The sequence below is a fragment of the uncultured Devosia sp. genome (genome assembly GCF_964244875.1).
GTDB lineage: Bacteria > Pseudomonadota > Alphaproteobacteria > Rhizobiales > Devosiaceae > Devosia.
In genome coordinates this window covers 1-19,870 of sequence record NZ_CAXTKA010000014.1, presented here as the reverse complement: position 1 = coordinate 19,870, position 19,870 = coordinate 1, and the positions used below count along the sequence as shown (strand labels likewise).

General features: G+C 62.7%; 20 protein-coding genes. 12 read left to right on the top strand and 8 right to left on the bottom strand.

Features of this window, described 5'->3' with window-relative positions:
• Positions 1-39 precede the first annotated feature (39 nt).
• The 7 genes from ACFE8X_RS14920 to ACFE8X_RS14890 form a co-directional block, all read right to left on the bottom strand.
• Positions 40-825 carry an ABC transporter ATP-binding protein gene (locus tag ACFE8X_RS14920; protein WP_375452281.1) on the bottom strand — a complete coding sequence of 262 codons (786 nt, stop codon included), beginning with the start codon at positions 823-825 and terminating at the stop codon, positions 40-42.
• Positions 825-1,391, bottom strand: coding sequence for a hypothetical protein (locus ACFE8X_RS14915; RefSeq protein ID WP_375452280.1), 567 nt, complete (start codon positions 1,389-1,391; stop codon positions 825-827). Before ACFE8X_RS14915 ends, ACFE8X_RS14920 begins: the two co-directional genes overlap by 1 nt.
• Entirely contained in the window at positions 1,391-2,842 is a 1,452-nt protein-coding gene (gene hydA, locus ACFE8X_RS14910) for a dihydropyrimidinase (RefSeq protein ID WP_375452279.1), read from the bottom strand. Before hydA ends, ACFE8X_RS14915 begins: the two co-directional genes overlap by 1 nt.
• Entirely contained in the window at positions 2,839-3,360 is a 522-nt protein-coding gene (locus tag ACFE8X_RS14905; RefSeq protein ID WP_375452278.1) for an endonuclease domain-containing protein, read from the bottom strand. The genes hydA and ACFE8X_RS14905 overlap by 4 nt, the downstream gene beginning before the upstream one ends.
• Positions 3,357-4,607 (bottom strand): Zn-dependent hydrolase, encoded by a 1,251-nt coding sequence (locus ACFE8X_RS14900; protein WP_375452277.1) that lies wholly within the window; start codon positions 4,605-4,607, stop codon positions 3,357-3,359. Before ACFE8X_RS14900 ends, ACFE8X_RS14905 begins: the two co-directional genes overlap by 4 nt.
• A 190-nt stretch (positions 4,608-4,797) precedes the next feature.
• The gene (locus ACFE8X_RS14895) at positions 4,798-6,291 is read right to left on the bottom strand and encodes a CoA-acylating methylmalonate-semialdehyde dehydrogenase (protein ID WP_375452276.1); all 1,494 of its coding nucleotides are present in this window, start codon (positions 6,289-6,291) and stop codon (positions 4,798-4,800) included.
• Positions 6,291-7,571 (bottom strand): aspartate aminotransferase family protein, encoded by a 1,281-nt coding sequence (locus tag ACFE8X_RS14890; RefSeq protein WP_375452377.1) that lies wholly within the window; start codon positions 7,569-7,571, stop codon positions 6,291-6,293. Before ACFE8X_RS14890 ends, ACFE8X_RS14895 begins: the two co-directional genes overlap by 1 nt.
• Before the next feature lie 238 nt (positions 7,572-7,809).
• Here ACFE8X_RS14890 and ACFE8X_RS14885 point away from each other — a divergent pair, with 238 nt between their 5' ends.
• The 4 genes from ACFE8X_RS14885 (at position 7,810) to ACFE8X_RS14870 (ending at position 9,960) form a co-directional block, all read left to right on the top strand.
• Positions 7,810-8,448 carry a TetR family transcriptional regulator C-terminal domain-containing protein gene (locus ACFE8X_RS14885; protein WP_375452376.1) on the top strand — a complete coding sequence of 213 codons (639 nt, stop codon included), beginning with the start codon at positions 7,810-7,812 and terminating at the stop codon, positions 8,446-8,448.
• Between the two features lie 107 nt (positions 8,449-8,555).
• Positions 8,556-8,789, top strand: a complete 234-nt coding sequence (locus tag ACFE8X_RS14880) for a hypothetical protein (protein ID WP_375452275.1) — start codon at positions 8,556-8,558, stop codon at positions 8,787-8,789.
• Positions 8,702-9,262, top strand: coding sequence for an NYN domain-containing protein (locus tag ACFE8X_RS14875; RefSeq protein ID WP_375452375.1), 561 nt, complete (start codon positions 8,702-8,704; stop codon positions 9,260-9,262). The genes ACFE8X_RS14880 and ACFE8X_RS14875 overlap by 88 nt, the downstream gene beginning before the upstream one ends.
• Positions 9,263-9,360: 98 nt before the next feature.
• Entirely contained in the window at positions 9,361-9,960 is a 600-nt protein-coding gene (locus tag ACFE8X_RS14870; RefSeq protein ID WP_375452274.1) for a dihydrofolate reductase family protein, read from the top strand.
• Here ACFE8X_RS14870 and ACFE8X_RS14865 read toward each other — a convergent pair.
• Entirely contained in the window at positions 9,957-10,664 is a 708-nt protein-coding gene (locus ACFE8X_RS14865) for a glutathione S-transferase (protein WP_375452273.1), read from the bottom strand. The genes ACFE8X_RS14870 and ACFE8X_RS14865 overlap by 4 nt on opposite strands.
• A gap of 130 nt (positions 10,665-10,794) precedes the next feature.
• Here ACFE8X_RS14865 and ACFE8X_RS14860 point away from each other — a divergent pair, with 130 nt between their 5' ends.
• The 8 genes from ACFE8X_RS14860 to hisD all read left to right on the top strand — a co-directional run.
• On the top strand, positions 10,795-11,391 hold the full coding sequence (locus ACFE8X_RS14860; RefSeq protein WP_375452272.1) for a DUF72 domain-containing protein: 597 nt from the start codon (positions 10,795-10,797) through the stop codon (positions 11,389-11,391).
• Positions 11,392-11,634: 243 nt separating this feature from the next.
• On the top strand, positions 11,635-12,876 hold the full coding sequence (locus tag ACFE8X_RS14855; protein WP_375452271.1) for an ABC transporter substrate-binding protein: 1,242 nt from the start codon (positions 11,635-11,637) through the stop codon (positions 12,874-12,876).
• Between the two features lie 137 nt (positions 12,877-13,013).
• A complete protein-coding gene (locus ACFE8X_RS14850) occupies positions 13,014-14,054 on the top strand; it encodes an ester cyclase (protein ID WP_375452270.1) in 1,041 nt (346 codons plus the stop codon).
• A gap of 105 nt (positions 14,055-14,159) precedes the next feature.
• The gene (locus ACFE8X_RS14845) at positions 14,160-15,191 is read left to right on the top strand and encodes a carbohydrate ABC transporter permease (RefSeq protein WP_375452269.1); all 1,032 of its coding nucleotides are present in this window, start codon (positions 14,160-14,162) and stop codon (positions 15,189-15,191) included.
• Between the two features lie 7 nt (positions 15,192-15,198).
• Positions 15,199-16,080, top strand: a complete 882-nt coding sequence (locus ACFE8X_RS14840) for a carbohydrate ABC transporter permease (RefSeq protein WP_375452268.1) — start codon at positions 15,199-15,201, stop codon at positions 16,078-16,080.
• A 6-nt stretch (positions 16,081-16,086) separates the two neighbouring features.
• Positions 16,087-17,145, top strand: a complete 1,059-nt coding sequence (locus tag ACFE8X_RS14835) for an ABC transporter ATP-binding protein (RefSeq protein ID WP_375452267.1) — start codon at positions 16,087-16,089, stop codon at positions 17,143-17,145.
• A gap of 1 nt (position 17,146) precedes the next feature.
• Positions 17,147-18,697 (top strand): amidase, encoded by a 1,551-nt coding sequence (locus ACFE8X_RS14830; protein WP_375452266.1) that lies wholly within the window; start codon positions 17,147-17,149, stop codon positions 18,695-18,697.
• Positions 18,698-18,785: 88 nt separating this feature from the next.
• A partial coding sequence (gene hisD, locus ACFE8X_RS14825) for a histidinol dehydrogenase (protein ID WP_375452265.1) occupies positions 18,786-19,870 on the top strand: 1,085 nt, incomplete at its 3' end.

The following is a 19,870-nucleotide window of genomic DNA, read 5'->3' as shown; positions in this document are numbered from 1 at the left end:
CCTGCCAGGGGGAGGCCAAGTGGGGGTGCGATAGCACCATCACATCACCTCCTCATAGGAATGCCCGGCCCGCAGCCCGTCGCGCACGCGCGCGGCAATGGCCAGAAACTCCGGCGTTTCGCGGATGTCGAGCGGCCGCTCCTTGGGCAGCGGGCTGTCGATGATATCCGTCACCCGGCCAGGACGCGGGCTCATCACCACGATCTTGGTGGACAGGTACACCGCCTCGGGAATGGAGTGGGTGACAAAGCAGATGGTCTTTTGCGTTGCGGCCCACAGCTTGCGCAATTCGGCATTGAGGTGGTCGCGCACGATTTCGTCGAGGGCGCCGAACGGCTCGTCCATCAACAGCAGATCGGCATCGAAGGCCAGCGCGCGGGCGATAGAGGCACGCTGCTGCATGCCGCCGGACAATTGCCAGGGATATTTCTTGTCGAACCCGGACAGATTGACCAGATCCAGGGTGCGCCGGATGCGCTGGGCCTGCTCGGTGGCCGAATAGCCCATGATCTCGAGCGGCAGGGCCACGTTTTTCTCAATGGTGCGCCAGGGATAGAGTGCGGGCGCCTGGAACACATAGCCATAGGCCCGCGCCTGGCGGGCGCGGCGCGGGCTCATGCCGTTGATGCGCAGACTGCCCGAACTGGGCTGTTCCAGATCGGCAATGGTGCGCAAGAACGTAGTCTTGCCGCAGCCGGAGGGGCCGATGAAGGACACGAACTCGCCCTTGGCAATGGTGAGATTGACCGCGCTCAGAGCGTGGACCGGACCATCATTGGTGCTGAAGGTCAGGCCAAGATTCTGGGCGGAGACGACAGCGGCCATTAGCCGAAGTCCCCCAACACTAGCCGTTTTGCTTCCGCTAGCATGGAACGCAAATACGACACTCGATCCAAGATCTCTTCCAAGAGCGGCTGCTCATAGGTAAGGAGCCCATGTTTGTAGGTTCCCTTCTCGTCACCAGCTTTGCTCCATTTCAAGAAATGCAGCTCGATCGCGAGATTACGGCGCCTAGAGCCCGTCAGCCGACCATGAGTCAAATTTAGGCGATGACTCCACACCATCTTCATCATCCGCTCGATGGTCGTTACGTCGACCTTGCCTTTCTTATCATGAAGGTTTTCGAGCAAGGGCAAGTCTGACAAGGCCTTTATGACGAACGCCCGCCGCCTTTCATCATTATTGAAGGCTGGCAGTAATCGATGATCCTTTATGAATCTCGGCTGGTGTTTGACCACTGCAAAAATGAAATCATCGCAACTATACTCGTAAGCAGACATCTGCGTGCATACACGCCCGATCACAGCCATCTCGTACATAACAGTTTCGTCGAAATCGAAAGTTCCAGATGGTACCCTGATAGAAAGGGTTGATTGGGTAGAGGCGTCCATCACACCCCCGTGGCCGGAATGCCCGCGCGTTCCACCTTGCGCGGGGCGACGATGTCTTTCCACTGCGACAGCGCTCGGCTGACGGGGTTTTTTGGCTCCCGGGCGACGAACTGGCCGTGGCCCTGCTCGGCCTTGATCTCGTTTTCAACCATGCAGACCTTGCCGCGCGACAGCACGAAGCGCGGCAGACCACTGACCTCGAAGCCTTCGAACACATTGTAGTCGATCGCCGATTGCTGAGTGGCGGCGCCGATGGTCTTGCTGCGCTTGGGGTCGAGCACCACGATATCGGCATCGGCACCGACCAGGATGGCACCCTTCCTGGGATAGCAGTTCAAGATCTTGGCGATATTGGTCGAGGTCACGGCGACGAATTCGTTCATGGTCAGCCGGCCAGTCATGACGCCTCGGGTCCACAGCACCGACAAGCGATCCTCGAGCCCGCCGGTGCCATTGGGGATCTTGGCAAAATTGCCGAGCCCAACGCGCTTCTGCTCCGTGGTGAAGGCGCAGTGATCGGTGGCCACAACCTGGAGCGAGCCCGCGGCAAGGCCGGCCCACAGCGAATCCTGGTGCAGCTTGTTGCGGAAGGGCGGCGACATGACGCGGCGGGCCGCGTAGTCCCAATCGGGGTTCAGATATTCACTTTCGTCCAGCGTCAGGTGCTGCACCAGCGGCTCGCCATAAACCCGCATGCCCGATTGGCGGGCACGGCGAATGGCCTCGTGCGCCTGCTCGCAGGAGACATGCACCACATAAAGCGGCACGCCGGCCATGTCGGCCAAGACGATCGCCCGATTGGTGGCTTCGCCTTCCACTTCGGGCGGACGCGAATAGGCATGGCCCTCTGGGCCATTGTTGCCGGCATCAAGCAGTTTCTGCGTCATGGCGGCGACGATATCGCCATTTTCGGCATGGACCAGCGGCAGCGCGCCCAGCTCGGCGCAGCGCGAAAACGAGGAGAACATCTCGTCGTCATTGACCATCAGCGAGCCTTTATAGGCCATGAAGTGCTTGAAGCTGGTGATGCCGCGATCCACCACCTCGGCCATTTCGCGCCAGACCTGCTCGTCCCACCAGGTGATCGCCATGTGAAACGAATAATCGGTCGAGGCCTGCGACGTCTTGTTGTCCCACATGCGCAGCGCCTCGAGCAGCGATTGGCCGGGGCTGGGCAGGCAGAAATCCACCACCATGGTGGTGCCCCCGCTTAGCGCCGCACGGGTGCCGGATTCAAAATTATCGCTGGAATAAGTGCCCATGAAGGGCATCTCCAGATGCGTATGCGGATCGATCCCGCCCGGCATGATATAGCAGCCTGTGGCATCGAGGACGCTGTCGCCGGAGAGGTTGGGGCCGATCTCGACGATGGTTTGGCCATCGATCAGGACATCGGCGGGATAGGTGAGGTCGGCGGTAACGACGGTGCCGTTTTTGATGACGGTGGTCATGCAGAATTCCTGTCGATCGAGTGTGAAGTCGGCACGACTTCCCCTCGCCCCTCCGGGGAGAGGGTGGCCGGAGCGTAGCGGAGGTCGGGTGAGGGGTTTGCCGCGAGCACGGCGCTTAGCGTCAGCCAGCAGCCTTCTCGATTGCCGAGCACTTCATTGTTCCAGAACCGGAGCACCGAGTAACCTTGGGCGTTGAGGAAGGCCGTTCGGATGTCATCTTTGGCTGAAGCCGCATGTTGGCCACCGTCCAATTCGACAATCAGCATGGCGTCGCGGCAAGCGAAGTCAGCAAAGTAGGGACCAACGGGATACTGTCGGACGAATTTATTGCCATCAATCTGGCGGTTGCGGATCATTTGCCAGAGCGCCCGCTCGGCATCCGTTTCCGCCCTCCTCAGTGATCTGGCACGAACCACCGCGGCCGTGGACGGCTTTGAGCCCCTCACCCGCCGCTGCGCGGCGACCTCTCCCCGAAGGGGCGAGGTGAGGTCGGTGCTGACCTCGCCATTGTCCGTCACGCCACGATCCCCGCCGTCTCCACCACCGCGTGAAACAGCACGTCCGCTCCCGCGCTTGCCCATTGTTTTGATATTTCCTCCGCCTCGTTGTGGCTCAACCCATCCACACAAGGACACATCACCATGGCTGTTGGCGCCACGCGGTTGATCCAGCAGGCGTCGTGGCCGGCGCCGGAGATGATGTTGCGGTGGCTATAGCCCAGGCGCTCGGCGGCGGTGCGGATGGCGGCGACGCAGCCTTCGTCAAACGTGACGGGATCGAAGGCACCGACCTGTTCGATTTCGGCGCCGATATCCATGTCCGAGATGATGGCCTCGATGCCGGTGCGAATGGTCAGGTCCATTTCGTCGAGCGTCGTTTTGCTGGGCGAGCGAATATCGATGGTGAACACTGTCTTGCCGGCGATGATGTTGCGCGAATTGGGATAGACCTCGATATGGCCCACGGCGCCAACGGCGTCGGGCTGGTGGCTCATGGCGGTCTGGTGCACGAGCTCGATGACGCGGGCCATGCCCAGGCTCGCATTGCGGCGCTTGGGCATCGGGGTGGAGCCGGTATGGGCCTCGCGGCCAGTCAGGGTGACCTGGAGCCATTTGAGGCCCTGGCCGTGGGTCACGACACCGATATCGACACCTTCGTCTTCAAGGATCGGGCCCTGTTCGATATGCAGCTCGAAAAAGGCATGGATCTTGCGATCGCCAACTTTTTCGCGGCCCTTCCAGCCGATCCGCTCAAGCTCGTCGCCAAAGCGTTTGCCGTCCTTGTCGGTGTGGGCATAGACGTCGGCCTGGTCGAGAATGCCGGCGAAAACGCCAGAGGCCATCATGGCGGGGGCGAAGCGGGCGCCCTCCTCATTGGTCCAGTTGGTGACGACGATGGGATGGCGCGTCTTTATGCCCAGATCATTGAGCGTGCGGACCACTTCGAGACCGCCGAGCACGCCCAGGACGCCATCATATTTTCCACCGGTGGGCTGGGTATCGAGGTGAGAGCCGACATAGACGGGCGCGAGGGACGGATCACTGCCCTCGCGGCGGGCAAACATGGTGCCCATTTCGTCGATGCCCATGGTGAGGCCGGCGGCCTCGCACCAGGATTGGAACAGATGGCGGCCCTCGCTGTCCTCATCGGTCACGGTCTGGCGATCGTTACCGCCGGCGATGCCGGGGCCAATTTTGGCCATGTCCATCAGCGAGTCCCAGAGCCGATCACCATTGATGCGCAGGTTTTCGCCGGGAGAGGACATGGGTTACTCGTGCGGTTTGGTCAGGAAAGAAAGCCCCTCACCCTGGCCCTCTCCCCGAAGGGGCGAGGTGAGGGGTTCGGCGTGGGTTGCAACGTCCGTGCTTTCACCGGCGCTGCGGCTATCGTCCCCTCGCCCCTCCGGGGAGAGGGCCAGGGTGAGGGGACTGACGCTGGTGAGAGCCACTGCCATTCTACTTATGGCTCGGAAAGCTGAATTCAGCGCCGCCTTTGATGCCGGCCGGCCAGCGGGTGGTGACGGTTTTCAACCGTGTATAAAAGTGCACGCCTTCGGGGCCGTAGATCGAATGGTCGCCGAACAGCGAGCGTTTCCAGCCGCCGAAGGAGTGGTAGGCGACGGGGACGGGGATGGGGACGTTGATGCCGACCATGCCCACTTCGATCTTGTCGGCGAATTCGCGCGCGGCGTCGCCGTCGCGGGTAAAGATGGCGGTGCCATTACCGTATTCGTGGTCGTTGATCAGCTTGACCGCTTCGTCATAGCTGTTGGCACGGACCACGGAGAGGACGGGGCCGAAGATTTCTTCCTTGTAGATGGTCATGTCGGACGTGACATTGTCGAACAGCGTGCCGCCGACATAATAGCCGCCTTCATAGCCCTGCAGCGTAAAGCCACGGCCGTCGACGACCAGCTCGGCGCCTTGGCTGACGCCGGCGTCGATGTAACCGAGTATCTTGTCGCGATGCATCTTGGTGACCACCGGACCCATTTCGGCGTCCTTGTCGGTAGCGGGGCCGATCTTGAGCGCCTCGACGCGCGGCTTGAGCTTGGCGACCAGCGCGTCGGCGGTTTCCTTGCCGACCGGAACGGCCACCGAAATGGCCATGCAGCGTTCGCCGGCCGAGCCGTAGCCGGCGCCCATCAGGGCATCGGCGGCCTGGTCGAGATCGGCATCGGGCAGGATGACCATATGGTTCTTGGCGCCGCCGAGAGCCTGAACGCGTTTGCCGGCCTTGGTGCCGCGCTGGTAGACATATTCGGCAATCGGGGTCGAGCCGACGAAACTGACCGCCTTGATATCGGGATGATCGAGAATGGCGTCGACCATCTCCTTGTCGCCATGGACGACATTGAGCACGCCTTCGGGAAGACCCGCTTCCATGAACAGGGTCCAAGCCAGCATGGAGGCCGACGGATCGCGCTCGGAGGGCTTGAGGATGAAGGTATTGCCGCAAGCGATGGCGGCCGGATACATCCACATCGGCACCATGGCCGGGAAATTGAACGGGGTGATGCCGGCAACGACGCCGAGCGGCTGTCGATCGGAATAGGTATCGATCGAGGGGCCGACATTGCGCGAGAACTCGCCCTTGAGCAATTGAGGAATGCCGCAGGCGAAGTCGACGCAATCGATGCCGCGCGCCAACTCGCCCAAGGCATCGTCATGCACCTTGCCGTGCTCGCGCGAAATGGCCCGGGCCAGCTCGTCGGCATGGGCTTCGAGCAGCGCCTTGAACTTGAACATGACGCGGGCGCGCTTCATCGGCGGCGTATTGGCCCAGGGCGCCCAGGCTTGTTTTGCCGAAGCGACGGCGGCGTTAAGTTCGCTCAGCGTCGACAGCGGCAGCTCGGCCAATTGCTCGCCGGTCGCGGGATTGAACACGGGCACGCGGCGGCCGGTCGAGACGTAGCGCTTGCCGGCGACGGCGTTTTCGATGGTGTCCATTATTCGATGCTCCTCAGCACGGCGCGAATGCCGTCGACCAGTTCATCGATCTGCGATGTCGAAATGATCAGGGGTGGCGACAGGGCGATGATGTCGCCGGTAGTGCGAATGAGAAAGCCGGATTCGTAGGCGGCAAGGAACGCCGAAAAGGCGCGCTTGGTGGGCGCGCCGGCGATGGGCTCGAGCTCGATGGCGCCGATCAGCCCGACATTGCGGATGTCGATCACGTGCGGCTCGCCCTTGAGCGAATGCAGCGCCTCGGCCCAATGGGGGGCGAGTTCGGCGCCGCGCGTCAGCAAGCCGTCCTGCTTGTAGGTTTCAAGCGTTGCCAAAGCGGCGGCGGAGGCAACCGGATTGCCCGAATACGTATAGCCGTGGAAAAATTCGATGACATGTTCGGGGCCCGCCATGAAGGCATCGTGGATATCGGCGCTGACCAGCACCGCGCCCATGGGGATGACGCCGTTGGTCAGGCCCTTGGCGGTCACCATGATATCGGGCGTGACGCCGAAATAGTCGGCGCCGAACGCAGTGCCTAAGCGGCCATAGCCGGTGATGACCTCGTCGAAGATCAACAGGATGCCGTGCTTCTTGGTGATCTCGCGCAACCGCTGAAGATAGCCGGCCGGCGGGATCAAAACGCCGGTGGAACCGGCAACCGGCTCGACGATGACCGCGGCGATGGTGGACGCGTCATGGAGCGTCACGATGCGTTCGAGCTCGTCGGCCAGTTCGGTGCCGTATTCGGGCACGCCCTTGGTGAAGGCGTTTTTGGCCAGGTTATGGGTGTGGGGCAGGTGATCGACACCACCGAGCAGGGTGCCGAACATCTTGCGGTTGCTGACGATGCCACCCACCGAAATGCCGCCGAAATTGACGCCGTGATAGCCGCGTTCGCGCCCGATCAGGCGGGTTCGGGCGCCCTCGCCCTTGACGCGATGATAGGCCAGGGCGACCTTGAGCGCGGTTTCCACCGACTCGGAGCCCGAATTGGTGAACAGCACATGGTCAAGCCCGGCGGGCGACAGATCAACCAGCCGGTTGGCCAGTTCGAACGCCTTGGGATGGCCCATCTGGAACGCCGGCGCATAATCCAGTTCGGCCGCCTGCCTGGCAATGGCCTCCACGATCAGCGGGCGCGCATGGCCGGCATTGACACACCACAGGCCCGCCGTGCCGTCGAGCACCTGGCGGCCATCGCTCGTGGTGTAATGCATGTCCTTGGCCGCCACGAACATGCGGGGCGCTTTCTTGTATTGCCGGTTCGCGGTGAACGGCATCCAGAAAGCGCTCAGGTCATTGGGCACGGCATTGGCATTGGACAAGGCGTCTGGCTCCCTCGGCGATCAGTTGTTGGTCTTGTTGATTGGCTCTTGACGTGGGAAGGCAAACCCAAGAATTTTGACCAGTTGGAAAAATGTTAGCACTCCCAAACTTTCCCGCAAGGCGAAAATGGCTTCGACCAAGGTGAAAAACGCCGACATGCCGGTGCCGGCCAAACCGCGGATCAAGCCGGGCATGGAGGAGGGCGGCAAGACGCGGCCGCTGACGCGCATCCAGCGCGAAAAACAGGATATCATCCTGGGGGCGGCGCTCGAGGTCTTTGCCGTGCATGGCTTTCGCGGCGCGACCATCGACCAGATCGCCGAGGTCGCGGGGATGAGCAAGCCGAACCTGCTGTATTATTTCCCCCGCAAGGAGGAAATCCACCGCCGGCTGATCAGCGAACTGCTGATCACCTGGCTGGCACCGCTGCGCGAGATGGACGAAGACGGCGATCCATTCCCCGAAATCCGCTCCTATATCCGCCGCAAGCTGGAAATGGCGCGCGACTTTCCGCGCGAAAGCCGGCTCTTTGCCAATGAGATGCTGCAGGGGGCGCCGCACATCATCGAGATGATCGAGATCGATCTGAAAAACCTCGTCGACGAGAAGGCCCAGGTGCTGCTGGGCTGGATGGACGAAGGCAAGCTGGCGCGCAGCGATCCCTATCACCTGATCTTTTCGATCTGGGCGACGACCCAGCATTACGCCGATTTCGACGTCCAGGTCCGCGCGGTCCTGGGCCCCGCTCGCGGCGGCGAGGGACGCTTCGAAGACGCGGCGCGGTATCTGGAGCAGTTGTTTCTGTTCGGGCTGACGCCGAAGGCGCGGTAGTACGCCATGCGGTACTGTCACCGAAATAGGCGCAATTTTATGCAAAGCGTGGCAGATGGATTCATCGACAAGCGTTAGCTTTGAGGAACTTTACCGAAGGTTCTGCGATGGCAACGCCCGGCATTGCTGCCCTGTTCGATGCTGAAAATGTCGCTGCCGAGTTCGTGGCGCCGGTTCTGGCGGCACTCGCCACCCAAGGTACGGTCGGTACCTGTCGCGCCGTCGGCGATTTTTCCGGCAACTTGCTGCCGGGCTGGATCAGTGCGGCAAAGGCCCACGGCGTGGAGTTGGTGCTGCAACCCAATCTGGCAAAGGCAAGAACTCCGCAGACATCATGCTGACGATCGAGGCCATGCAGATCGCCCACCGTGGCTGCACGACGACCATGGCCTTGATCACCAGTGACCGCGATTTCACGCCGCTGGCGCTGCGATTGCGCAGCATGGGTTTGGAGGTATTGGGGTTTGGCAAGGCAGACGCCGGGCCATCCTTCCAGGCTGCCTGCACGCATTTTCAAGCCATTATCCCCGCCAGGATTACGGCGCCGGTGCCGCAACCGGCCAGCCTCACCCCATTCACCCCGCCTCAAGTGTTGCGCCTGCGGCGCGCGGTGCAAGTGGCGTGTCACGCAAGCGGGGGGCAGATTATCTTGCCGGCTTTGCGCAGCGCCATCCTTGCGGCCGAACCAGAACTAGTCGCAAAGCTTACTGGCAAAGGCCGGTTTCTCAGGACGCTCGAGGCGTACAACATCGTCGAGCGCTTAGGGTCGGGGCCCGCTCTGATGGTGTGCCTGCCAAGGTTGCGCTCAGCTTAGGCAGACCGCCTCTGTTGACGTGACCACCCCGTCAGCAGTTGACAGCCATACCGCTCAAACTTACACTTAAGTCGTACATTAAGTGTCAGGAGACCATCATGGGTCACGTGGGCGCGCATATGATGCTGTCGCTGGATGGGTTCGGCAGCGGGCTCAACCAAACCAGGGAACGCCCGTTCGGGAGCGTCGACCCGCGCGACCTCGGTCGCTGGATGTTCGAGGACGCCGAGAACAACAAGGACGTGATCGCCGCCGTCACCGACTACGGCGCCTATATCATGGGCCGTAACATGTTCGCTTCCCCTGGCCCCGATGTGTGGGAACGCGACTGGACAGGCTGGTGGGGGCCCAATCCGCCCTATCATGCCCCGGTTTTCGTTCTGACCCATCATGCGAGATCGCCCATCGCAATGGAGGGCGGAACGACTTTTTACTTCGTGACCGAAGGACCGGACGTCGCCTTGGCCCGTGCCAAGCAAGCGGCGGGGGAGCGCAACGTGGCGGTAGCCGGCGGGGTCTCGACGACGCGGAATTATCTCAACAGCGGGGCGATCGACGTGCTGCACTTGCAGATCGCGCCGATGATCGTGGGCGCCGGCGAGCGGCTATGGGACGGGTTGACGGCAAGGCTGGAGCCGATCGGCGCGCGGCACACGCGCTTTGCGACCGGCCTGGACTACCGAGTGGTCAAGCCCTAGCCATCCAGTTCCGGGTAATGCCGGAACAGATCGTCCTCGTTGCCGGGCAAGCGGCGCTGGCTGCGCAGGTAGGCAGAGATGTTGGGGCGCTCGGCGACGGCGTCGTGCAGGGCGCGGACGTTGGGATAGTCGCCGCCGATCCGGCCCATGAGCTTGGGAAAGGCGTAATCGAGACCTGCCACGATCTGGAACAACGACAGATCGGCATAGCTGATCCGATCACCGGCGAGATGGGCAGATCCCAAGGGATTGCGGGTGAGGACGGTTTCAAACCAGGTAAGAAACTTGGGCACGCGCTGCTGGCGAAAGTCCGTTGAGCGGCGGCGTGCCTCGGGCTTCTGATCTTCGTAATACTGCCCGGCGCCGAGCGGATGGTGGGCGTCATGTCCCTCAACGACAAAGTCGGCGATCGTCAGCTGGATCTGGTGAACCCAGAGCCGCAGGCGCCGGTCTTGAGGCGCCAGATCGAGCGCCTCGCCGAGATAGAGCAGAATGGCTGAAACCTGGCCGAGCACCATGTCGCCATCCTTGAGCACGGGCGGCGCGAACGAGGGGGTCTGCGCCTGTTCAGCCAGTGCCTCGATGACCCCGTCTCCCTGTTCGCGCGCCACATCGCGATACGGCGCGCCGGCTTCTTCCAGCGCCAGCCGGATATATTCGCCGCGCCCCTGAATGCCGGTCCAGTAATAAAGTTCGTAAGCCATGGCTGCACAATGGACCAGGCGCAGCACGGTTCCGCCGATGCGCCGCTATGTCGGCCGGCGCCATCCTGAGCGCTCGGAACGCTTTGAAACTGCCCGTCGTTCTGCATGCGGAACGAGACCGGGGCTGGCTATGTCTATGCTTGCGCGCGCGCCCGTCAACGGCCAGGCGGCTGGCAACGCTGGCGTGCTGCCCCATTTCCGCTTTGCCGTCAAACTCCCCAAAGTCATTACGCACGACCTCAAATTGACCACCGCCGTTCCGGAACTCGATATTTTCTTTGGCGACATCGCGCCTCTGGCGGGCAAACTCGGACCGGTTCTGGTGCAACTGCCGCCTTCGCTGGCCTTCGATGGTGCCCGCGACGCCGCGTTTTGTCATGCGCTGCGCAAGCGGTGCCAAGGGCGCATCGTCATCGAGCCTCGCCATGTCAGTTGGGCCTCGCCTGACGCGAGCGCCATCCTGAAGCAAAACGCCATCGAGCGCGTCTATGCCGATCCCCAGGACCCTGCGCTGCGCGACGCCGTCGATACCGCGGGCTTTATCTATCTGCGTCTTCATGGCGCGCCCAAGATTTATTACTCGACCTACTCGTCGGCCGAACTCGCAACGGCAGCGCGGCTGTTGCGGACCGCTGCGGCAGGGTCATGGTGCATCTTCGACAACACGGCATCCGGCGCCGCCCTGCGCAATGCCTTGGCGCTCAGGGCCTGCCCCGATCTTGCCTGATCGCTTTCGCTCCAGTGACCTTAATTACCATCTAAATCTCCCCGTGAACGATTTTGCATACGAATGCAAAAGTGTATTGCATTCGTATGCCGGCCCACTTACCAATTGCGACATGCGCAAGACAAAGGCCTTTGACGGCTTCTTTTACACCAGGGACCGTGCCGGCTGCGGGAGCGCGATACGACAACAGGTTATGGTCGGCGCACGAATTCAGGGAGCGCCGTTCACCGTCAGGAGAACGAAATGAAGCTTATCGTGAAGACCACCGTTTCGCTCGGCGTCCTGTGCCTCACGGCAGGGGCGGCTTTTGCCGATTGCGGAATTTCCGCCGGCTCCGTGCGCATTCTGTCCAACGACTTCGATGTGCTCAAGGTCGTGGCCGACGGCGCCAAGGAATGCGCCAGCGGCACCGTTACCGTGACCTCGAACCTGACCACCGAGCATAAGAACCTGCAGGTGCCGGCGCTGACCATCAGCCCGGCCGAGTACACTGTTGCCGTGGTGGCCAATGGCTCGATCGCCCCGCTGCTAAGCGCCGATCTCATTCGTCCGCTCGACGATCTCGTGGCTCAATACGGCCAGGATCTGCTGCCCAGCCAACTGATCAAGCTCGATGGCAAGACCGTGGCCGTCGCCTTCTCCGGCAATTCGCAGCACCTGTTCTACCGCAAGGATATTCTCGAGCAGGCCGGGATCGCGCCGCCCACCAGCTACGAAGACGTGCTGGCTGCGGCAAAGACGATCAGGGACAAAGGCATCCTGCAATATCCTCTGGCCGCCGCCGACAAGCCCGGCTGGGATCTGGGCGCCGAATTCGTCAATATGTATCTGGGCACCGGCGCCGAATTCTTTGAGCCCGGCTCCGCCAAGCTGGCGATCAATAGCGAAGCGGGCCTCAAGACGCTGGAAATGATGAAGGCGCTGACCGCCTACATGCCGCCCGACTACATGACTTATGATGCCGACGAGATGAAAGCCGCTTTCCTGTCCGGTACTGTCGCCATGATGGATGGCTGGGGCTCCTACTCCAATTCGGTGATCGGCGCTGATGTCGCCGATCAAACCGTTGCCACCAATACCGTGCTGGCGGCGGCGCCGACGTTCAACGGCGGCACCATTCCGGCTGCTGCCCTGTGGTGGGACGGTTTCGCCATCGCCAAGAATATTTCCGATGAAGACGCCGCAGCCTCGTTCCAGGCTATGGCCCATGCCATTCGCCCGGAGGTCGCGACCGCCAACCCGGACGTGGCGCCCTGGCTGCTCAAGGGCTATCAGCCCGGCCCGTCCGCCGCCGGCGTGATCGCCACCGCAACGGCCGGCGCGCGTCCCTATCCGATGCTGCCCTATATGGGCCTGCTCCACACCGCGCTCAGCGACGAGATTGGCGACTATCTGCAGGGCTCCAAAAGCGAGCAGCAAACGCTGGACGACGTTACCGCCGCCTACAATGCATCGGCCCAGCAAGGCGGCTTTGTAACCCAATAAACCAGGCTGGCGGGGGCTCCGGAGAGTGCCCCGCTTGCCGCAGGGCGCCGTTCGAAGCGTTGTTTGGGCAACGGCATCGCCGTCGGTACCTGCGATGCCAGCCGGCCGCTGGCCATCCTGATTGAAGGCCGATCCTGATGATTTCAACTGCCGACAGCATCGTCGAGAACAAGCGCTTGGTGATCGAGGCGATAGGGGCCATCGCGGGCGGCGGCCTCGAGGGTCTGGAAGAGCACCTGACAGCCGCCTATCACCCCGACGCCAAGTGGCGCGGATCGCATCCGCTCAACGAAATGGATGGGCGCCCAGCCATCGAGACCAGGGTCTGGCGCCCGCTGCTCACCGCCATGCCGGACCTCGAGCGACGAGACCTCATGGTCGCTGCCGGTCGCTACCAGGACCACGACCTGGTGGCGACGCTGGGCCATTATGCGGGCGTGTTTCGCCGGGACTGGCTCGGCATTCCGGCCACCGGCAGGCCGGTTTTCCTGCGCTCAGGCGAAGTCCACCGCATCGAGGACGGCAGGATCGTTCAAAGCAGCGTGCTGTTCGATATTCTCGATCTGATGCGACAGGCCGGTTTTCGGCCCATTGCTCCCAGCCTCGGCCGGGAGCATCAGTGGCCGGGTCCGATCGGGCCGGGGGCGATCTGCCTTGACCCGGTTGATTTACAACTGGGCGCAGCCTCGCTGGCCCAGACGCTGGCCATGCATGGCGGCATCCACGGCTATGCCCACGATGCCGACAATCCGCGTCAAAGCTATCTCGCCAGCACCCAGCAACAGTTCTGGCACCGCAAGATGATGTGGTATGGACCCAGCGGTATCGGCACGGCGCGCGGCTGGCAAAACTATGTGGACTTTCATGCCGTGCCCTGGATTTCCGCCTTTCCCGACCGTCACGGCGTCGGCCATTACGTGCGACTCGGCGATGGCCCGGTGTCGGTGACCGGCGGCTGGCCCAGCGTCGAGGCGACCCATTCGGGCGGCAGCATCTTCGGCATGGCACCGACCGGGCGCACGGTGCGCGTGCGGGTGATGGACTTCTACTATCACCACGACGGCATCATCCGCGAAAACTGGGTGCCGATGGACATCATCGACCTGCTGGGGCAGATGGGCATCGACGTTTTCGAGCGCATGCAGAGCTTTTTCCAGCGCGGCCGCTATCCCGATTGATGGCCGGATCGGGCTCGTTCGCTGGGGTAAGACCCGCTGGAGTTTGGGCTTTACCGTTTTGCATTCGTATGCAAAATGACATAATGCCAGTTTAGGAGAGATCGGTTGCCCCATCGCACGTTCTTCTGGTTCATCCTGCCCTCTGCCGTGGCGATGTTTTTGTTTATCGCTTTGCCCGTCGTTTCGGTATTCGTACAGTCGCTGTTCGTCGAACACGAGCGGGTGCTGGTCACCGTGGAAAATTGTGGCCCGTTCGGCTGCACCACCGACTCCTATGTCGATCCCGCAGCCACGGCCGAACTTGAAGCACGCGAACCGCTCGGCAAGTTCAATGGGCTGGGCACTTATCTCAACCGCTCGCACCTCGCCGTCAACGAGATTGGCGCCATCCTTGCCAGCAATACCGGTCTGGGCGATATGGCGTCGCGCATCTACGGCCTGCCGTTCTATCGCGCCTTGGCGTTTACGCTGACCTACACTTTCGTGGTCACCCCCGTTGCCATGCTGCTCGGCTTCCTGATTGCCCTAGGGGTCAACAATCTCCCCCGGCACTTCAAGGGCCCCGCGATCTTCTTTTCGCTGCTGCCGATGATGATCACGCCGCTGATCGGCTCGTTGATCCTGTATTGGATGACCAGCGCGACCGGGATTATCGGGGCCAGCCTGCAGCGGTTGTTCAATGATCCCAACCTTTACCTGCAGGCCTCGCCGACCCTGACCTGGGTCATGTTGCTGGCCTACGGCATCTGGACCAATGCGCCGTTTTCCTTCGTGGTGTTTTATGCCGGACTGCAGACCGTGCCGCAGGACACGCTGGAATCGGCAATGGTGGACGGCGCGGACCGCTGGGAGCGCATCCGCTATGTGGTGATCCCGGCGCTGATGCCGCTGGCGACCTTTGTGGCGCTGGTGCAGTTGATGGACAATTTCCGGGTATTCGAGCCCATTGTCGGCTTCAACGCCCAGGCCAATGCCTCTTCGCTGAGCTCGGCCGTATTCTCGGATTTGCAGGGCCAGGACACCCAATTGTTCGGCTCGGCCGCCGCGACATCGGTCCTGACCATCATCGGTGTCGTCATCCTGCTCCTGCCCGTGTTGCGCAACACCTGGCGCGAATTCAACCGCAAGGTCGTGTGAGGCCGCCATGACAACCGCCATTCAGCGCACGCCCATCCTGCTCAGAACCCTTGCCACGGCGTTCATCCTGCTCTGGCTGTTCGCCGCCGCCTTTCCCTTTTTGTGGACGGTATGGGGCTCGTTCAAGGTCGAGGGGGACTTTTTCTCCCGGCTGAGCTGGTTCAACGCCGTAACCGGCCCTTTGACCGAGCAGCAGACCGGCGCGAGTTTCACCGGCGCGGGCTATTACGGCGCCTGGGTCACCAACGAATTCTGGCGGGCGGCGGGCAATACTGTCGTGGTCACGGTCTTCGTGGTGATCATCTCGCTGACCTTCGGCACGCTGGGCGGCTATGCGCTGGCGCGCTCGGGCTATCGCTATTCGTTCTGGATCCTGATCATCGCGCTGGTGTTTCGCGCCATGCCCCATATCACGCTGGTCTCGGGCTATCTGCTGCCCTTCTTCGAGCTCAATATCTGGGGCCATCTACCAACGTCCATCGTCGTGCTGGTGGCCATCAACCAGCCGTTTACGCTCTGGATGCTGCATTCGTTTTTCCTGAGCATTCCCAAAGACTTGGATGAAAGCGCCATGGTGGACGGATGTACTCGCTTCGAGGCGTTCCGGCTTGTCATCATCCCGGTCATGTGGCCCGGCGTGATCACCACGGGGCTGTTCAGCTTCCTGCTTGCCTATAACGATTTTGCCGTGACGGCCATGCTGCTCAGCAAGGACAACCAGACCATGGTGCCCAAGATCCAGAGCTTCATGAGCTCGATCTACCAGGCCGGCAATGTGATGTATGCGGTCGCCGCGGTGGTTTCGGCCACGGTGCCGCTGTTCATCCTCGTCCTGTTCTTCCAACGTCAGATCGTCAGCGGCCTCACCGCTGGCGCCGTGAAAGGTTAACATTTCGTGGCACAAATCCGTCTCAAGAACGTATCAAAGCGCTGGCACAATTTCGTGGGTGTCGACAATCTCAGCCTCGACATCGCCGATCAGGAATTTCTCGTGCTGCTGGGCCCCTCCGGCTGTGGCAAGACCACGACCATGCGCATGATCGCGGGGCTGGAGGCGATCACCGAAGGCGAAATCTGGATCGGCGACCGGCTGGTCAACGCTCTGGAGCCCAAGGACCGCGACATCTCGATGGTGTTCCAGAGCTACGGGCTCTATCCCAACATGACGGTTTACGAGAATATCCGCTTTCCGCTCAAGGTGCGTAAGATTGCTCAGGAGCAGCATCATGAGCGGGTGATGGCGGCGAGCAAGATGGTCGAGCTCGACGAGTTCCTGCAGCGGCGCCCGGCGGCCCTGTCGGGCGGGCAGCGCCAGCGCGTGGCTCTGGCCCGGGCGATCGTGCGCGAGCCCAATGCCTTTTTGATGGATGAGCCGCTGAGCAACCTCGATGCCAAGCTGCGCGTCTCGACGCGGGCGCAGATCAAGAACCTGCACCACACCCTCAAGCGCACGACGATCTATGTGACCCACGACCAGATCGAGGCCATGACGCTGGCCGACCGCGTCGTGGTGATGAACAAGGGACTGGTGCAGCAGGTCGGCACGCCCATGGACATCTACGATCGTCCGGCCAATACCTTTGTCGCCAGCTTCATCGGCTCCCCCGCCATGAACCTGGTGCCCGGCGAGATCGCCGATGGCGTGTTCACCGGCGACAATATCCGCGTCGAAGGCCTGTCCAAAACCGCCAAGGGTCCGGTGACGCTGGGCTTTCGCGCCGAAGATGCGGCGCTGGCCACCGGGCCGGGGCAGATCGCGGCGCCGATCTATGCGGTGGAACTGCTCGGCGAAGCCACCATGATCTCGATTCGCGCCGGCGGCGACCTGGTCTCGATCAAGGTCGCCAAGGACTACCGCGCCGAAATCGGCGATCCGGTGCGCATCACGATCGCGCCCGCGGCCTGTCACCTGTTCGATCGCACGGGCGGCCAGCGTATCGGCACGGGCCCCTGACATGTCGGCGCAGGAGCCAGCCTGGGCGACCGGCCCCAACGCAACGACGCGCCGCGCGGCCTTTGCCACAAGCGTGGCGCAGCACGGTCTGGCTCTGAGTGCGGCCGAGGCGGAGAGCGTCTATCAGCTCGCGGCCTGGATCAGCGAGAGCATTGAACGCTTGCCTGACGCCGAGCCGGTGTCGAGCGCCAGCGACGTGCTGGACGTGAGCTTCATCGAGCAGGGCAGGCGAATGCGCGAGGGGCGGCTGACCTCGATAGCGCTGGTCGAGGCGCATCTGGAGCGGATTGCCCGGCGTGATCCGAGCTATCGGGCGTTCTACACGGTGGATGCCGCGGGCGCATTGGCCGCCGCCGCGCGCGCCGACGCCGAACTGGCTTCCGGTCAGGATCGTGGCCCGCTACATGGCATTGCCATCGGGATCAAGGACCTGATCGATGTTGCGGGCCTGCCCACCACCGCCGATGCCCCCGGTCGCGCCAGTGCCATTGCCGACAACAATGCCGCAGTCGTCGACCGGCTCGTGGCCGGCGGCGCCATCATCCTGGGCAAGCTCGCGACCTATGAATGGGGCACGGTCGGTCCGGACAATGGCGGCCTGTTCCCGCCGGCGCGCAATCCCTGGAGCCTCGAGCACATCACTGGCGGCTCGTCCTCGGGCGGGGGCGCCGCCGTCGCGGGTGGGCTATTGCGCACCACGATCGGCACCGATACCGGCGGCTCGCTGCGCGGGCCGGCATTCTATTGCGGCGTGGTCGGGCTCAAGCCGACCTTTGGCAGCGTGCCCACAGGCGGCGTGCTGGCCATGGCGCCGAGCATGGATCACATCGGCCCGATGAGCGCGACCGTCGCCGAAGCGGCGGTGACGCTCGATGTCATCGCGGGGCTGGCTGGCGCGACCTCGGCAACGCGGCTCCTGGGCCAGCCCATTGCCGGGCGCCGCATCGGCTATGCCCGCAACTGGTTTGCCCAGGATAGCCAGACCATGCCGGCCGTGCTGGCGGCGATGGACGCGGCGCTGTCGACCCTGTCCGAGCTTGGCGCGGCGATCGCGGAAGTCGAGCTTCCCGACTATGACGTCATCGAGGTGGCCGCGGCAGCGATCCTGCATCGGGAAAGCTTCGAGTACCACGCTGCCGACTTGCGAGAGCGTCCCGAGGCCTATGGCCGCCGGGCGTTCCTCAGCCTTGCCACCGGCCTGGCAATAACCGACGCGGAACTGGCCGCAGCACGCCGGGCAGGGGAGCGGTTCCATGCCGCCATCGACCTGGTGCTGGAGCGTTGCGACGCCATCGTCACCGTCGGCGCCCTGACCACCGCGCTACCGGCGGCGCCGTTCGAAACAGAGGCCGTGTGGACGCCGATGCGCACCATCGGCTTCAATGTCAGTGGGCATCCGGTGCTGGCGGTGCCGATCGGCTTTCACGCCGGCCTGCCGATCGGCATGCAGATCGTCGGCCGGCAGCACGACGAAGCCGGCATCGTCCAGCTCGGCGACGCTTTCGAACACGCCACGGACCATGCTATCCAGCGGCCACGGGCGGTCGGTTAAGCCAAATGATTCTGGGCAATGAACATGCGTTTGTTTACACAATTGCATACGTATGCAATACTATTTCCCAAAGATTAGGGAGCGGCAGATGCCAGTTTGGCTCAAGCGCGGTAAGGATTTGCAAGAGCGGGCCGAGGCCGATCGGCAGGTGCGCGCCACTGTCGAGGCAATCCTGGGCGATATCGAAAAACGTGGCGATGCGGCGATTCGCGAGCTCAGCGCCAAGTTCGATAAGTGGGAGCGCGCCGAGTTCCGGCTGAGCCAGGCCGATATCGATGCCTGCATGGCCCAATTGAGCGACCAGGACCTGCACGATATCGAATTCGCCCAGACCCAGGTGCGCAACTTCGCCCAGGCGCAGCGCGCCACCATGACCGACCTCGAGATCGAAACCTTGCCCGGCGTCACGCTGGGTCACAAGCATGTGCCGGTCAACGCGGTGGGCTGCTACGTGCCGGGCGGCAAATATCCGCTTTTGGCATCGGCCCATATGTCGGTGATCACCGCCAAGGTCGCCGGATGCGAGCGGGTGATTACCTGTGCGCCGCCCTTTGGCGGCAAGCCCGCTCCCGCCGTCGTCGCCGCGCAGGCCATGGCGGGCGCCGACGAAATCTATGTCCTGGGCGGCATCCAGGCCATCGGCGCCATGGCGATCGGCACTCAATCCATCCAGCCGGTCGACATGCTGGTGGGCCCCGGCAATGCCTTTGTTGCCGAAGCCAAGCGCCAATTGTTCGGCCGCGTCGGCATCGACCTGTTCGCCGGGCCGACCGAAACGCTGGTCATCGCCGACGAGACGGTGGACGGCGAAATCTGCGCCACCGACCTTTTGGGCCAGGCCGAGCACGGCCCCACGACCCCGGCGATCCTGTTGACCAATTCCGAAACGCTGGCGCGCGACACCATGGCGGAAGTCGAGCGGCTGCTGGCCATCCTGCCGACCGGCGAGATCGCCCGCCAATCCTGGGCCGATTTCGGCGAGGTGATCGTCTGCGACAGCCATGAGGAAATGCTCTTCGAGGCCGATCGCATCGCCTCCGAGCATGTGCAGGTGATGACCGACCGCGACCTGTGGTTTCGCGACAACATCACCAATTATGGCGCGCTGTTTTTGGGGCCGCGCACCAATGTCGCCTATGGCGACAAGGTGATCGGCACCAACCACACCCTGCC